Source organism: Herbiconiux gentiana (assembly GCF_024978135.1).
Taxonomy (GTDB): Bacteria; Actinomycetota; Actinomycetes; order Actinomycetales; family Microbacteriaceae; genus Herbiconiux; species Herbiconiux gentiana.
In genome coordinates this window covers 251,143-265,702 of record NZ_JANTEZ010000003.1, presented here as the reverse complement: position 1 = coordinate 265,702, position 14,560 = coordinate 251,143, and the positions used below count along the sequence as shown (strand labels likewise).

Sequence of the window (14,560 nt, the reverse complement as noted above, 5' to 3'; positions counted from 1 at the left end):
CCCGGAGCGTCCCGACGTCCCCCCGGAAACCCCGCGTCGCGCGTCACAGCACCCCTGCCCTGAGCGTAGCGCCCGCCGCCCTGTCAGACGAAGGAGATCGCGCTGTCTCCCCACGCTTCCCGGATACTCGCGTCCGGATCGTCGATGACGCGCTCGCCGCGGTCGAAGACCATCGTCGCCCGGCGCTCCTCGTCGTAGCGGGGCCACTCGGGGGCGGGGCCGCCCTCGAGGGGGCTGAGACCGGCCGGCTCGCCCTCGCTGGCGAACGAGAGCCAGCGCCGCTGCATCGCCTCGGAGAGCTGCCTCGCCTCGGCCAGACCGCCGAGCCGGAAGCTGGGGTCGCGGCGCCCGATGCCGAGCGTGCCGAAGACGTAGGCGATCTCGGCGCCGTGCGTGGCTCCGATGCCGAGCAGGGTGAGGGCCGGGGTGCTGTGGTCGAAGCGGTACATCCAGGTGGGGAACGTGCGGCTGTGGGCCGACGCGAGCCAGATGCCGGGCATCCGGAAGCCGGCGTCACGCGAGAGCTCGGCGGGCGTGCGATGGTGCGGGAAGCGCGGGTAGGCGGCCTCGATGCGCGGCTCGGCGGCGGCGAACTCCGGATGCTCGGCCGCCAGTTCCTCGAACATGACGTGCACCGAGTCGGCCGTGATGGGCATCAGCGGCGACTTCATCAGCCGGAACAGCGACGCCTCGTCGTGGTTCGTGCCGATCATCAGGGGCACTCGCAGCTGTCGGCCCGCGCGGTAGGCGTCGACCGGATGCTCGGGCACGAGCTCCCCGTCGACCACCGGTGCCACGGCGAGCGTTCCCGGCTGCTCGGCCGCCACGGCCGCGACGAGGTCGAAGGTCGCTCGGGCGAGGTCGGCGGCGGGCGCCGTGCGCAGCCGGGCCGGCGTGCCGGCGTCATCCGGATCGAGCCCGAGCAGGCCGAGGAAGCGGCGGGACACGCGGGCGGCGCGCTCACCGTCGTAGACGCTCGTCGCGGGGGAGCTCTCGGCGATCGCGCGATGGAACAGCCCCGCGGCGGCGGGCGAGGTGAGGAGGGTGGTGATGCAGCCGGCGCCGGCAGATTCGCCGAAGAGGGTGACGTTGCCCGGGTCGCCGCCGAACGCGGCGATGTTGCGCTGCACCCAGGCGAGCGCGGCCAGCTGGTCGCGCAGGGCGACGTTGGTCTCGAAGCCGTCGCCGAGCAAGGAGAAGTCGAGGAAGCCGAGGGCGCCCAGCCGGTAGTTCAGGCTCACCACGACCACGTCGCCATTCGCCACCAGACCGGTGCCGTCGAAGAGCGGCTGGGCGCTCGATCCGGCGACATAGGCGCCGCCGTGGATCCAGACCATCACCGGGAACGGGCCCTCGTCGAAGCCCGGGTCGCGGGGCGGGGCGAGCACGTTCAGGGTCAGGCAGTCCTCCGACTGCACGACGCCCTCGGGCAGGGCGACCGCCCGGTTCTCGTGCTGCACCGCCGCCGGGCCGAAGTCGAGGGCGTCCCGCACACCGTCCCAGGGCTCCACGGGCTCGGTCGCCCGGAAGCGCAGCGGCCCGACCGGTGGCGCCGCGTAGGGGATTCCGCGCCAGGAGCGCACGCCGCGGCGCAGGGCGCCGCGCACGGCCCCCGAATCGGTCTCGACGAGGAGCGGATCGCCTGAGGAGCGCGTCATGGGGTCACTGTAGCGATTGAATGGGGACGTGAGCCACGAATCGATCGCCCTGCCGTCCGCCCTCAGCTCGTCGGCCTCCGCCGACGTCGCGCTGGTCGACGCGCTCCGCGACGACCTGGTGGCCGCGCGCTACCGGGTCGACGTGATCGACGCGCTGTGGGGGCCCTCGGCGGCGGCCGCCCTGCACCGCGGGCAGCGGGAGCCGGCGGTGCGCGCGATCGAGCGGGCACGGGCATCCGGAGCCCCCGTCTCGCCGGTTTCGACGCTGGCCCGGCTCTTCTTGCTGGGGTCGGCTGTGCCCGTCGCCGAGCTGGCGGATGCACTGCCGCGGCTCGGGGCGGAGGGCCTCGAGGCGCTCGGCTTCGTCGGGCCGGCGAGTGACGGGGCTGCGGGTGACGGGACTGCGAGTGACGGGTCGGCGGGCGGCGGGCCGTCGGATGACCCGGCGGGTGGGCTGCGGGCGCGGCTCGACCTGCGGCCCTACAGTTTCGTCGACTCGCTCGGCGCGGGCAGCTGGTGGATCGCGTCCGACCTCGGCGAGTCGGTGCTCGGCCGGCCGCTCGACCCCGATCACGTGCTCGGCATCGGTGGCGCGTCGATGACGCTGTCGGGGCTGATGATCCCGACGCCCGTCGACTCGGTGCTCGACCTCGGCACCGGCTGCGGCATCCAGGCCCTGCACGCCGCCCGGCACGCGCGCCGGGTCGTGGCCACCGACATCTCGCTCCGCGCTCTGGCGCTCGCCGCGTTCAACGCGCGACTGAACGGCGTGGACTCGATCGAATTCCGGCACGGCAGCCTGTTCGAGCCTGTCGCGGGGGAGCGGTTCGACCGGATCGTGTCGAATCCGCCGTTCGTCATCACGCCGCGGCAGGAGGCCGTGCCGCTCTACGAGTACCGTGACGGCGGGCTGGTGGGGGATGCGCTGGTGGCCTCGGTCATCCGCTCAGCGCCGCTGCACCTGACGGCCGGGGGCATCGCGCAGCTGCTCGGCAACTGGGAGTACGGAGCATCGGACGGGCTGCACCGGGTGCGCACGTGGGTGCAGTCGGCCTCCGTGGGGGTCGACGCGTGGGATCGAGCGCGACCGTCAGGATGCGCCGCTGTACGCGGAGACGTGGATCCGCGACGGCGGCACGCGGCCGGGCACGCCCGCGTTCGACGCCCTCTACGCCAGCTGGCTCGACGACTTCGAGGCGCGGGGAGTGCGCGAGGTCGGGTTCGGGTACGTGCTGCTGCGGGTGCCGGCGGCGGCGTCCGGGCCGTCGGGTGCCCCCGGCCCGGTGTCGATCGGGGTGCCCACGCTCGACCGCTACGAACGCGTCGACGCGGCCATCGGCTCCAACCCGATCGGGCTCGGCGACCACCTCGCGGTCTGCCTCGCGGGCCACGACTGGCAGGCGCACCGCTCGGACGACGAGCTGCTCGCGGGCACCTACGTCTACGCCTCCGACGTGACCGAGGAGCGGCACTACTGGCCGGGGCACGACGACCCCGTCGTGATGACCCTCCGCCAGGGCGGCGCATTCTCGCGCTCGGTCGACCTCGACACCGGCCTCGCGGCCTTCGTAGGGGCCTGCGACGGCGACCTCTCGGCCTCGGCGATCGCGGCCGCAATCGCCCAGGTGCTCGACGCCGACGAGACGGCGCTCCGCGCCGCCCTCGCTCCGCGCCTGCGCGAGCTCCTCGCCGACGGGTTCCTGCTCCCCGCCCCCTGACCGGGCCCGCCCCGTGTCAGGCTCGTGCGCACCGGCCCGGTGCAGCTCGCGCACAGTCAAACCACAGACGGCGCGGGAAAACTGGGGGGAAGCGACGGCGCACGCGGCGCCGCCTGAGATCGGAGCGATCAGCATGGGATTCCTCGACCGACTGCTTGGCCGGGAAGAACCGCAGCAGAACCCCGGCTACGGCCAGGGCGGGTACGGGCAGCCGGGCTACGGCCAGCAGCCACCCGCCGCACCGAACGGCGGCGCGTCCGCGGCGCAGGGCGGCCAGGGCGCGCAGGGCGCTCAGCGCAGCGACGACGAGATCGCCGTCGAGCGCTACCGCTACCTGCTGCGCACCGCGCCGCCCGAGACGATCGAGCAGGTGCACGAGGAGGCCTTCACGAAGCTGACGCCCGAGCAGCGGCGCATCCTGTTCACCCAGTTGAGCGAGAACGCGCCCGCCGGCGACCAGCCCAAGGGCGATGACCCGCACTCGTTGGCGCAGTCGGCGACGCGGTCCGAGATCCGTCAGCCGGGCACCATGGAGCGCGCCTTCGCGGGCGCCGGGCGTCAGGGCGGCGGCCTGGGCGGCGGGGGAGGCATGGGCTTCGGCTCGATGATGGCCTCGTCGATGCTCGGCACGGTGGCCGGTTTCGTGATCGGGTCGGCGCTGGTGAGCGCCTTCCTGCCGCCGGTCGGATTCGACCAGGCCGGCGCCGACGGTGCTGACGGCGGCGACGGCGGCGATGCCGGGGCCGACGGCGGCGATGCGGGCGGCGATGCCGGGTCGGACGTCGGCGGCGACGCGGGATCGGTCGACGCCTCGGGCGGCGACTGGTCGGGCGGCAGCGGCGACTTCGGCGGGGGTGACTTCGGTGGCGGGGGCGACTTCGGCGGCGGAGACTTCGGCGGAGGCGACTTCGGCGGCGGCTTCGACTTCTAGGTCACCCGAGTTTGCGACGACGTCGCGCGGCCGGCAGATCCCGCCGCGCGACGTCCAGACCCCGCCGCGACGGGCGGACGGCTGTCGACTGGATAGGGTGAACGGTATGACCGATCTGCGCATCGTCGAGCACGAGCAAGACGACACCGTCACCTACTACGTCGTCACCGACCTCAACCCCGACGACTTCCCCGACGCCCCGTCGCTCGGCCCGTTCGCCACCCGCGCCGAGGCCGAGCAGGCCGTCACCGATTGGGACGCCGAGCTGGTCGCCGACGCCGACTCGGGTGACGAGCCGCTCCCCGCCTGAGATGACCACGAACGCCTACGACAGCCGTCCCTGGTTGGCGAGCTACTCGCCTGACCTCGCTCCCACGATCGGCGACCGCGAGGTCGACTCCGTCGGCGCGCTCGTCGACGCGACCTGCCGCCGCTACGCCGACCGCCCCGCCTTCTCGAACCTCGGCAAGGTGCTCACCTTCGCCGACGTGGGCCGGCTGAGTGACGACTTCGCCGCCTTCCTGATCGGCGATCTCGGCCTGAACAAGGGCGACCGCATCGTGGTGCAGAGCCCCAACCTGCTGCAGTACCCGATCGCCGTCTATGGCGCCCTCAAGGCCGGGCTCGTGGTGGTCGGAGCCAACCCGCTCTACAGCGCCAGCGAGATGAAGAAGGTGTTCATCGACTCGGGCGCCGTCGCGATCGTCGCGCTCGAGAACTTCGCCGACAAGCTCGAGAAGGTCATCGGCGAGACCGCGCTGCAGCACGTCATCCTCACCGAGGTGGGCGACCTGTTGCCGGCGCCGAAGCGCGTGGTCACGAACTTCGTGGTGAAGCGGGTGCGCAAGCTGGTGCCGTCGCACGGGCTCACCGGCACGATCGGCTTCCGGCAGGCCTTGGCGGCGGGGGCGCGGCGAACGGCCGGCCGCGGGGCCGACCCGGCACGGGCATCCGTCGACCGGCCCGCGGTCGAACCGGGCGACACCGCCCTGCTGCAGTACACCGGCGGAACCACCGGGGGCACCAAGGCCGCCGTGCTCACCCACGCCAACCTGCTCGCGAACCAGGCGCAGATGCTCGCGCCGATGAAGCTGCGGCTGACGCCCGGCGAGGAGACGATCCTCGCGGCGCTCCCGCTCTATCACATCTTCTCGATGACGGTGAACGGCCTCGCGTTCTTCGCCTACGGCGCGCACAACGTGCTCGTGACGAACCCGCGCGAGACCGCCGACCTCGTCAAGACGCTGCAATCGACGAAGCCGTCGGTGTACATCCTGGTGTCGACGCTCGCCGCCCAGCTGCTCGACAACGAGGCCTTCCGGGCGCTCGACTTCTCGGGCCTGAAGCTCGCGGTCGCGGGCGGCATGGCCGTGCGCAGCGCCACCGCGAACGACTGGCGCGAGGCCACCGGCAGCGACATGCTCGAGGGCTACGGTCTCACCGAGGCCTCGCCGGTCGTCTGCGTGAACCCGACCTGGGAGCATCCACGGGTCGGCACCATCGGCCTGCCCCTCCCCTCCACCGACATCGAGCTGCGCGACGACGACGGCCGGCCGGTCGCGCTCGGCGAACGCGGCGAGCTGTGCGTGCGCGGGCCGCAGGTGATGTCGGGCTACTGGAACCAGCCCGAGAACAGCGCCGAGGTGCTGGTCGACGGCTGGCTGCGCACCGGGGACGTGGGCACGATGAGCGACGACGGCTTCATCACGATCGTGGACCGCAAGAAGGACATGATCGTCGTCTCGGGCTTCAACGTCTACCCGAGCGAGGTCGAGGAGGTGGCGATGTCGCACCCCAAGGTGAAGGACGCCGGCGCCATCGGCGTGCCCGACGACCGCACCGGCGAGAGCGTCGTGCTCTTCGTCGTGCCCGGCGATCCGTCGCTCACGGCCGACGAGCTGCGCGCCTACTTCAAGGGCGAGCTGGCGGGCTACAAGCGGCCGCACCGCATCGAGTTCCGCGACGAGCTGCCGAAGACGAACGTCGGCAAGGTGCTCCGCCGCGAGCTGAAGGCGCTGCTCGACGAGGCCCCGGCCGCCTAGCCGGCGGCGCTCGTGGAGGGCGGCGCCGGGGCCGGGGCGGGGGAGGGCACTCGGCGGTAGAGCACCGTGGCGGCGACGGCCGCGGCGACCGCCAGGGCGGTGAGCAGCACGACGGCGCCGAGCGAGATCGCCGGGGCCGCGAGCGGCAGCAGCAGCACCACGGCCGCCGCCCCCAGACTCACCGCGGGCGGGATGACGGTGGGGCCGGTCAGCGGCCGGTAGAGCACCCACATCATCACGAAGAACGCCGCCACCGGGATGCCGATCGCGTAGCCCACGACGGTCACCGGCACCTCGAGCTCGTGCCCGATCGACTCGACGGCCACCTCGAGCCCCGCCCCGAGCGCTGCCAGGGCCGCGAACACGAGGTAGTGACCATAGCCCCAGAAGTACGAGCGCGAGCGGTGCTTCTCGAGCCCCTCATGCGCCGGTTCGAGGAAGTACACCCACCACAGCCCGAACAGCAGCGCCAGCCCCGACGCGGCGATCAGCACGAACTCGCCGGTGGCGGCGCCCGCGCTCACCACGCCCTGAACGGCCGAGCTCGACGCCGCCACCGATTCACCGAGCAGGATGATCGTGAACAGCGAGTACCGTTCGGCGACGTGATGCGGGTGCCACGCGATGCGGCGCTTGCGTTCGGCGATCAGCGGCACGGCGAGCTCGCACAACGCGAGCAGCGAGAACACCGCGACCTGAGCGGCGAAGGGCAGGTCGTTCAGCACGAGGAGCCGGAAGATCCACAGCGCCTGCACCACAGAGATGCCGATCGCGTAGCCCAGGGCGGTGCCGCGCCCCGGTTCGTCCTGCGCAGCGGCCCGAAGCCACTGGCCCACCAGGGCGATGCGCATGATGAAGTACCCCAGGGTGACGAGGCCCCAGTCCTCGTCGTTGAAGGCGCCGGGCACCCCGGCGGCGAGCACGAGCACTCCGCCCATCTGCAGCATGGTCAGCAGCCGGTAGGGCACGTCGTCGGTGTCGTACGCCGAGGCGAACCAGGTGAAGTTCAGCCACGCCAGCCAGATGGCGAAGAACACCATCAGGAAGTTCGGCAGCGCGGTGGCGATGTGGTCCTCCGCTACGGCGTGGGCGAGCTGGGCGACGATCGACGCCACCGCGACGACGAAGGTGAGGTCGAAGAGCAGTTCGAGTGGCGTCGAGACGCGGCCCTTCTCATCGATGCTGCGGCCGCGCATCCTGAGCACCGGCACGATGCTGCGGCGGCGCAGGCCGCGCTCGTGCACGCTGCGCTCGTGCAGGCTGCGCGGGCGGATGCTCATGCCGCCGTCGAGGACACGATCAGCAGCACGAACTGCAGTACCACCGCGGCCACCCCGATGCCGAGCAGCACCCACCCCGTGGTGCGGAACGCGCGACCCTCGTGCGACGGGTCGTCGATGCGGCCGATCGCCGGATCGCGCGGGTTCACGTGCACCGTGACGTCGTCGCCCGGTTCGGGGGAGTGCCCGTGGTCGTCGGCGCAGGGGGCCTCGTAGAGCACGCCGTCCTCGCCCATCCAGCGGTAGACGAGCTCGCCGCGCTCGTCGAGCACGACCACGCCGAGGGTCTCGGGCCAGTTGCGGAAGAACGCGCCGCGCACGGAGCCGACGACGAGCAGCAGGGCGCCGAGGCCGATGCCGATCCAGCTGAACAGTTCGGTGATCAACGAGAGCGCGTCGACCGGATCGTCCATGCTGACACCCTATTGCCTGGCCGCTGCTCGACGGCTGACGTTCCGTGCTCGCTAGAGTTCTCGCATGAACGGCGTGCAGCTCCTGCTGGTGATCGTGGGTGCGATCGCCGTGACCGGCATCGCTCAGCGGCGGGGGCTCCAGCCCGCTCTGGTGATCACACTCGTGGGGTTCGCGGCGTCGTTCATCCCGGGGTTCACCGGGCTCGAGCTCGACTCCGAGATCATCCTGGGGCTGGTGCTGCCGCCGCTGCTGTACTCGGCGGCGCTGAACTTCTCGTTCGTCTCGTTCCTCCGCAACCTCCGGCCGATCATCGGGCTGGGGGTCGGCCTCGTGGTCGTCACGGCGCTCGTCGTGGGCGCCTTCGCCTCGTGGGTCGTGCCGGCGCTGACCCTCGGCACGGCCATCGTGCTGGGAGCGATCGTGGCGCCCCCGGATGCGGTGACCGCCGTCGCGATCGGCACGAAGCTCGGCCTGCCGAAACGGGTGATGTCGATCCTCACGGGCGAGAGCCTCGTGAACGATGCGGCCGCGCTGACGCTGTTCTCCATCGCGGTCTCCGCCGTCGTCGGCACCCACACCTTCATCGACAGCCCGGTGCTGCTGTTCCTCTACAGCGCGGGTGTCGGTATCGGGGTCGGGGTCGTGCTCGCGATCGTCGCGACCATGATCCGGCGCTTCCTGAACGATCCGCCGCTCGAGACCGTGCTCGGGCTGATCGTGCCGTTCGCCGCCTACCTGCTGGCCGAGCAGCTCGAGGCCTCCGGCGTGCTCGCGGTGGTGGCGGCGGGGTTCGCGATCGGGGCCTCCTCGCGCCGGGCGGGCTACGCGACCCGGCTGCAGGAGCGCGACGTGTGGTCGTCGATCGACGTGCTGCTCGAGGCCTTCGTCTTCGCCTACATGGGGCTGCAGCTGCGCTTCGTCATCCAGGACGTGCAGGAGGCGGGCGGGCCCGACTCGGTCTGGCAGGTCTTCGCGGCGGCGCTGCTGGTGCTCCCCGTGGTGCTGCTGATCCGGCCGGTCTGGGTGTTCGGCTCGTTCGGTCGCAACGTGGTCACCGACCGGCTGATGCGGCGCAAGGTGGCGAGTGACGAGCGGATGCGCGCCCGCATCCAGCGCGAGAACGCCGCCCGGGCGGCCCGCGGCCGAAAGCCCCGGCAGTTCCCCGTCTTCCTGTCGTGGAAGGAGAGCGTCGTCGTGTCGTGGACCGGCATGCGCGGCGTGGTGACGCTCGCGGCCGCCGCGGGTGTGCCGCTCTCGCTGGCCGACGGCACGCCCTTCCCCGGGCGACCCGAGATCCAGGCGATCGCGTTCACCGTCGCCGTGGGGACCCTGCTCGTGCAGGGGCTCACGCTGCCGGTGCTCATCCGCTCGCTGAAGCTCAGCGACCCGGAGCAGGACGCCCAGGACGCCGAGCAGGCCGAGCACGCCCAGGAGGTCGCCCGGGCGGCCTCGACGTCGGTGTTCGAGGAGTTCGTGCGCAACCCGCCGGCGAGCATGCCGCCCGAGATGGTCGAGCGGGTCGAGGAGCGCGTGGCGCAGCGCGCGGCGGAGGTCGAGCGCCAGCCCGATCCGGCGACGACCGAGTTCGGGAAGGAGATGGGGGCGCTGCAGCGCCGGGTGATCCAGGCGCAGCGGTTGGCGATCATCCGGGAGCGCGACCGCAACCAGCTCGACGACGAGGCGGCGCGGGAGTTCCTGGCGAAGCTCGACTACCAGGAGGCGGCGATCGAGTCGCGGTTCGGGGACCGGCTGTGAGCCGCCCGAGGAGGAGGACGGCATGATCATCGCGGTGAACGGGCACACACCCGTCGTGGACGAGGCGGCGTGGATCGCTCCGACCGCGACGGTGGTCGGCGAGGTGCGGCTGGCGCCGGGCTCGAGCGTGTTCTACGGCGCCGTGCTGCGGGCCGACGGCGACCGGATCGAGCTGGGCGCCGGATCGAACCTGCAGGACAACGTGGTGGTGCACGTCGACCCCGGGCATCCGGCGATCATCGGCTCGGGTGTCAGCGTCGGCCACAACGCCGTGCTGCACGGCTGCACGGTCGAGCACGACAGCCTGATCGGCATGAACGCCACCGTGCTGAACGGGGCGGTGATCGGATCGGGGTCACTCGTCGCCGCGGGCGCCGTGGTGCTGGAGGGCACGGTCGTGCCGCCCGGATCGCTCGTCGCGGGGGTGCCGGGGAAGGTGCGCCGGTCGCTCAGCGAGGAGGAGCGGGAGGGCATCCGACGTAACGCGACGACGTATCTGGGGCACGTCGAGGCCCACCGGGGCGGCACCGTCGGGGGCTGAACCTAGAGTGGAGGAATGACCTCTCCACGTGTCTACGTCATCCACGAGAACCCCGAGTGGCTTCCGCCGCTCGCCGCCGCGTTCGAGGCGGAGGGGGTGCCGCTCGAGGAGATCCTGCTGACGGAGGAGTCGCCGTTCGGGGGCATCGACCTCGCGTCGCCTCCGCCGCCCGGCGTCTACTGGTCGCGCATGAGCGCCTCGGCGCACACCCGCGGCAACCCGCACGCGAAGGAGTACACCCGCGCGGTGCTCGCCTGGCTGCAGGCCGGGGGAGCCCGCGTCGTGAACGGCAACCCGGGGGCGTCGTCGGCATCCGGGCTGCCCGTCATCGACCTCGAGGTGAGCAAGATCGCGCAGCACCTGCTGCTCTCGCAGGCCGGCTTCGACGTGCCCCGCACGGTCGCGGTGTTCGGCCGCGGTGGGCTGCCGGCGGCGGCGCGGCAGTTCGGGCTGCCCTTCATCTCCAAGCACAACCAGGGCGGCAAGGGCCTCGGTGTGCGGCGGTTCGACAGCTACGAGGAGTTCGACGCCTACGTCGACGGGCCCGAGTTCGAGGAGCCGATCGACGGCATCACGCTGCTGCAGGAGTACCTGGTCGCCCCGTCTCCCTTCATCACGCGGGCCGAGTTCGTGGGCGGGCGGTTCGTCTACGCCGTGCGGGTCGACACCTCGGCGGGCAGCTTCGAGCTGTGCCCGGCGGATGCGTGCGCCGTGCCCGGGGCGGAGCCGCTGTTCTCGGTGCGCCAGGGGTTCGAGAGCGATCCGCTGGTCGCCCGGTACGAGGCGTTCCTCGCGGCGAACGGCATCGAGATCGCGGGCGTGGAGTTCATGGAGACGCTCGACGGGCGGCGCGTGACCTACGACATCAACACGAACACGAACTACAACCCCGACGTCGAGGCGTCGAGCCCGGTGTCGGGGCCGCGGCGCATCGCGCAGTTCCTCGGCGGTCTGCTGGCGCCCTCGCTCGCTCCGGTGGGTGCCTGATGGCGGGCATGCGGTTCGGGTACTGGACGCCGATGTTCGGCGGGTGGCTGCGCAACGTCGACGACGAACAGACGCCGTTCAGCTTCGAGCACGTCAAGGAGATCGCGCAGACGGCCGAGCGCATCGGGTTCGACCTGACGCTGATCGCCGAGCTCAACCTGAACGACATCAAGGGCCAGGAGGGCCCGAGCTTCGACGCCTGGGAGCTCGCGGCGGCCATCGCGGCCGTCACGTCGACGCAGGAGATCATGACGGCGGTGCGCCCGGGCTATCACCTGCCTGCCGTGGCCGCGAAGCGTGCGGCCACCATCGACGAGATCTCGGGCGGGCGCTTCTCGCTGAACGTGGTGTCCGCGTGGTGGGCCGAGGAGGCCCGGCAGTACGGCGGCATCTTCTCGGAGCACGACGACCGGTACCGGCGGAGCCTGGAGTTCGTGTCGATCCTCAAGGGGCTGTGGGCCGAGACGCCGTTCAGTTTCGACGGGGAGTACTACTCGCTGTCGGGCACGTACCTCTCGCCGAAGCCGCGGCGGGCGCCCGTCGTCTACGCCGGCGGGGAGAGCGAGGGCGGCAAGCAGGCCATCGCGCGGTTCGCCGACGCCTACGTCACGCACGGCGGCACCCCCGACGAGCTGCGCGCGAAGGTCGCCGACCTCACCGCGCGGCGGGCCCAGGTGACGGATGCGCCGTTCCAGTCGTTCGGCATGGCCGCCTACGCCATCGTGCGCGACACCGAGGAGGAGGCGCAGGCGGAGCTCGAGCGCATCACCGACGTGCGCGGGGGAGCGGCCTACGAGTCGTACCAGGACTTCATCTCGAAGTCGCAGCTCGACACCAAGGTCGACCTGCGCGACTACTCGGTCTCGAACCGGGGGCTGCGGCCCGATCTGGTGGGCACGCCCGACCAGGTCGCGCGGCGGGTGCTCGAGTTCTCGGACGCCGGGGTCGATCTGCTGCTGCTGCAGTTCTCGCCGCACCTGCGGGAGATGCAGCGGTTCGGGGAGCAGGTGATCCCGCGGGTACGGGAGCTGGAGGCGCGGGGGTAGATCGGCTGCGGCCGGGCGCTGCGGCTGCGCACGGGCGCTCTGCCGCTGCCGTGCTCGGCGCTGCGGCGCTTTCGTCCCGCACGACAAAGGGGGGCGGTGACCAGATGGTCACCGCCCCCTTCAGGCGTTCAGCGGGAGGTTACTCCGCGCGGCGTGCCTTGTTGGTGCGACGTGCGACCAGCAGCATTCCACCGGCTGCGAGCAGCAGCGCGATGCCGCCACCGGCGAGCGGGGCGATCGGCGCGCCGGTGTTGGCCAGCGAGCCGTTGCCGCCGTTGCCGGCCGGAGCCGGAGCGGGCGTCGGGGTGGTGCCGCCGTTGTCGACGGGGGTGACCGTGATGGTCGACGTGGCGACCGCGCTGGTGGCGCCGTCGATCGTCTGCGTGGCGGTGATCGTCACGGTGCCGGCGTCGAGCTGCTTCGACAGCGCGATCTTCCAGGTGCCGTTCTTGACGACGGCGGAACCCGCCTCGTTGCCGTTGATCGTGAGCTTGACCGTGGCGCCGTCGATGCCGGTGCCGCTGACCGCGACCGGGCCGGAGCCGAGGTCGTAGCCGAGGCCCGACTTCGGGTCGGTGATCGCCGGGGCGACCGGCACGACCGAGAACTTCACCGTGGTCGGCGCCGAGGAGGAGGCGTTCTCACGGGTCTGCACGGCGGTGACGCTGTACGAGCCGTAGGACAGGTCGACGTCGGTCGACCAGGTGCCGTTCTGCGGAACCGTGAGGGTCTTCTCGACGTCGCCCGACAGGGTCAGGGTCGCACCGGGCTCGCCCTTACCGGAGATGACCGGCACCGAGGTCTCGACGACCTGGCCGTCGAACGGCGAGCTGATCACGGCCGGCTCCAGCGGTGCCGGAACGACGTTCACCGAGAAGGTGCTGCTCGCCGAGGTGTCGAAGCCGCGCTCGGCGCGCACGGTGTAGCTGTACTCGCCGACGGTGCCGGGGGCCGGGAAGGACCACGTGCCGTCGTTGACCGCGACCTCGAAGGGCTCGCCCGAGCCCTGCGTGGCGATGACGGTCGAGCCGGCGGGAGCCGTGCCCGAGATCGCGCGACCGGTGTAGACGTCGCCGCCGTCGGCGGGCGAGGTCAGCGCGGGAGCGTCGAGGTGCAGCGCGACGGTGTAGCCACCGGTCAGCGCGAGGCCGGCCTCGAGGTTGGCGCCCCAGACGAAGTCCTGACCGTCGACGGTGCCGCCGCCGGAGAGCACGCCCACTGCGGTGTTGCCCTGGACGAGCGCGCCGCCCGAGTCACCGGGAGCAGCCGTGAGCAGTGCGCCGAAGCCGTAGACGAGGCGGTCTTCGCCCTCGTCGTTGCGGATGTTCGCCCAGCCGTTGACCGAGTCGACGGTGCCGCTCGTGTAGCCGGTGGTGCGACCGCTCTTCACGATCGAGGCGCCGACCGTGGCGGAGCCGACCGAGTCGATGTCGAAGGTCGAGGCGGCGAGGTCTTCGCTGTCGGCCGTCGTCCAGTCGGTGACCTCGGGGCGGAGCTTGAGGGCGTCGTTGGTGACGTCGATCACCGAGATGTCGACGCTCTTCGTGTCGCCCTGCGCACCGGTGGAGTTCCCCGCTCCACCGAACTGCGAGAAGGACAGCTCGCCGAGCTCGGCGATCGGCTGGAAGTCGCTGTTGTCGTCGGCGCCGCCACCTGCGGGGTCACCGGTCGGCAGCGTCAGCTGGCTGAAGGTGAGGGCGTTGTCGCCCGTGCAGTGGCCGGCCGAGATGACGGCGGGGTCACCCTCGGGCGACCAGCCCGAGAATCCGACGGAGCAGAGGCCGCCGGAGGTCGCGGACGGCGAGCTGGTGGCGAAGTAGCCGGCGCCGCCGACGACCTCGTCGGTGTCGTAGGCCTGCAGCGGCGCGGAGAGCACCTTGACCTCGACGTTGCTCTTCGACTCGACGAGGAAGCGCGCATCCGCACCGATCTCGGCGACGGGTTCGGTCGTGTAGACCACGGGGCCGTTCGCGCCCGCGGCGACGGCCTGGATGTTCTCGTCGGTCAGCAGCGACTGGGCGTAGGCGTCGAACGCCGGGCCCGAGGTCGGAACGACCTCGTCATCGCCGGCCGCGAAGGCGACCTGACCGAAAGCGCCGGTCATGCCGGCGATGGCCACTGTTCCGACCGCGAGATACGCGAGTCTCTTCTTCATCGTCATCTATGACTTCCCCTGGTTCTGTAGTGC

General features: G+C 71.9%; 11 protein-coding genes and 1 pseudogene. 8 read left to right on the top strand and 4 right to left on the bottom strand.

Going from position 1 to position 14,560, the window contains the following annotated elements; all coding sequences use genetic code 11:
* Window positions 1-83 precede the first annotated feature (83 nt).
* Window positions 84-1,658 (bottom strand): carboxylesterase/lipase family protein, encoded by a 1,575-nt coding sequence (locus tag NVV95_RS08275; protein WP_259486072.1) that lies wholly within the window; start codon window positions 1,656-1,658, stop codon window positions 84-86.
* 49 nt (window positions 1,659-1,707) lie between these two features.
* Here NVV95_RS08275 and NVV95_RS08270 point away from each other — a divergent pair.
* From NVV95_RS08270 to NVV95_RS08255, 4 genes and pseudogenes are all read left to right on the top strand, one after another.
* Window positions 1,708-3,376: pseudogene (locus NVV95_RS08270) on the top strand (DUF7059 domain-containing protein).
* Window positions 3,377-3,509: 133 nt separating this feature from the next.
* On the top strand, window positions 3,510-4,307 hold the full coding sequence (locus NVV95_RS08265; protein ID WP_259486071.1) for a hypothetical protein: 798 nt from the start codon (window positions 3,510-3,512) through the stop codon (window positions 4,305-4,307).
* 106 nt (window positions 4,308-4,413) lie between these two features.
* A complete protein-coding gene (locus NVV95_RS08260; protein WP_259486070.1) occupies window positions 4,414-4,617 on the top strand; it encodes a hypothetical protein in 204 nt (67 codons plus the stop codon).
* Between the two features lies 1 nt (window position 4,618).
* Window positions 4,619-6,349, top strand: coding sequence for an AMP-binding protein (locus NVV95_RS08255; RefSeq protein ID WP_259486069.1), 1,731 nt, complete (start codon window positions 4,619-4,621; stop codon window positions 6,347-6,349).
* Here NVV95_RS08255 and NVV95_RS08250 read toward each other — a convergent pair.
* Window positions 6,346-7,629 (bottom strand): low temperature requirement protein A, encoded by a 1,284-nt coding sequence (locus NVV95_RS08250; RefSeq protein WP_259486068.1) that lies wholly within the window; start codon window positions 7,627-7,629, stop codon window positions 6,346-6,348. The genes NVV95_RS08255 and NVV95_RS08250 overlap by 4 nt on opposite strands.
* The gene (locus NVV95_RS08245) at window positions 7,626-8,042 is read right to left on the bottom strand and encodes a DUF3592 domain-containing protein (protein WP_259486067.1); all 417 of its coding nucleotides are present in this window, start codon (window positions 8,040-8,042) and stop codon (window positions 7,626-7,628) included. The genes NVV95_RS08250 and NVV95_RS08245 overlap by 4 nt, the downstream gene beginning before the upstream one ends.
* A gap of 64 nt (window positions 8,043-8,106) precedes the next feature.
* Here NVV95_RS08245 and NVV95_RS08240 point away from each other — a divergent pair, with 64 nt between their 5' ends.
* Genes NVV95_RS08240 through NVV95_RS08225 form a run of 4 tightly spaced genes read left to right on the top strand, consistent with a single transcriptional unit; the run spans window position 8,107 to window position 12,372 of the window.
* Window positions 8,107-9,798 carry a cation:proton antiporter gene (locus tag NVV95_RS08240; RefSeq protein ID WP_259486066.1) on the top strand — a complete coding sequence of 564 codons (1,692 nt, stop codon included), beginning with the start codon at window positions 8,107-8,109 and terminating at the stop codon, window positions 9,796-9,798.
* A gap of 22 nt (window positions 9,799-9,820) precedes the next feature.
* Window positions 9,821-10,339: a gamma carbonic anhydrase family protein gene (locus NVV95_RS08235; protein WP_259486065.1), complete on the top strand. Its 519-nt coding sequence runs from the start codon at window positions 9,821-9,823 to the stop codon at window positions 10,337-10,339.
* Window positions 10,340-10,354: 15 nt separating this feature from the next.
* The gene (locus NVV95_RS08230) at window positions 10,355-11,326 is read left to right on the top strand and encodes an ATP-grasp domain-containing protein (protein ID WP_259486064.1); all 972 of its coding nucleotides are present in this window, start codon (window positions 10,355-10,357) and stop codon (window positions 11,324-11,326) included.
* Window positions 11,326-12,372, top strand: coding sequence for an LLM class flavin-dependent oxidoreductase (locus NVV95_RS08225; RefSeq protein ID WP_259486063.1), 1,047 nt, complete (start codon window positions 11,326-11,328; stop codon window positions 12,370-12,372). Before NVV95_RS08230 ends, NVV95_RS08225 begins: the two co-directional genes overlap by 1 nt.
* A gap of 139 nt (window positions 12,373-12,511) precedes the next feature.
* Here NVV95_RS08225 and NVV95_RS08220 read toward each other — a convergent pair whose 3' ends face one another.
* Window positions 12,512-14,533, bottom strand: coding sequence for a S1 family peptidase (locus NVV95_RS08220; RefSeq protein ID WP_259486062.1), 2,022 nt, complete (start codon window positions 14,531-14,533; stop codon window positions 12,512-12,514).
* Window positions 14,534-14,560 lie beyond the last annotated feature (27 nt).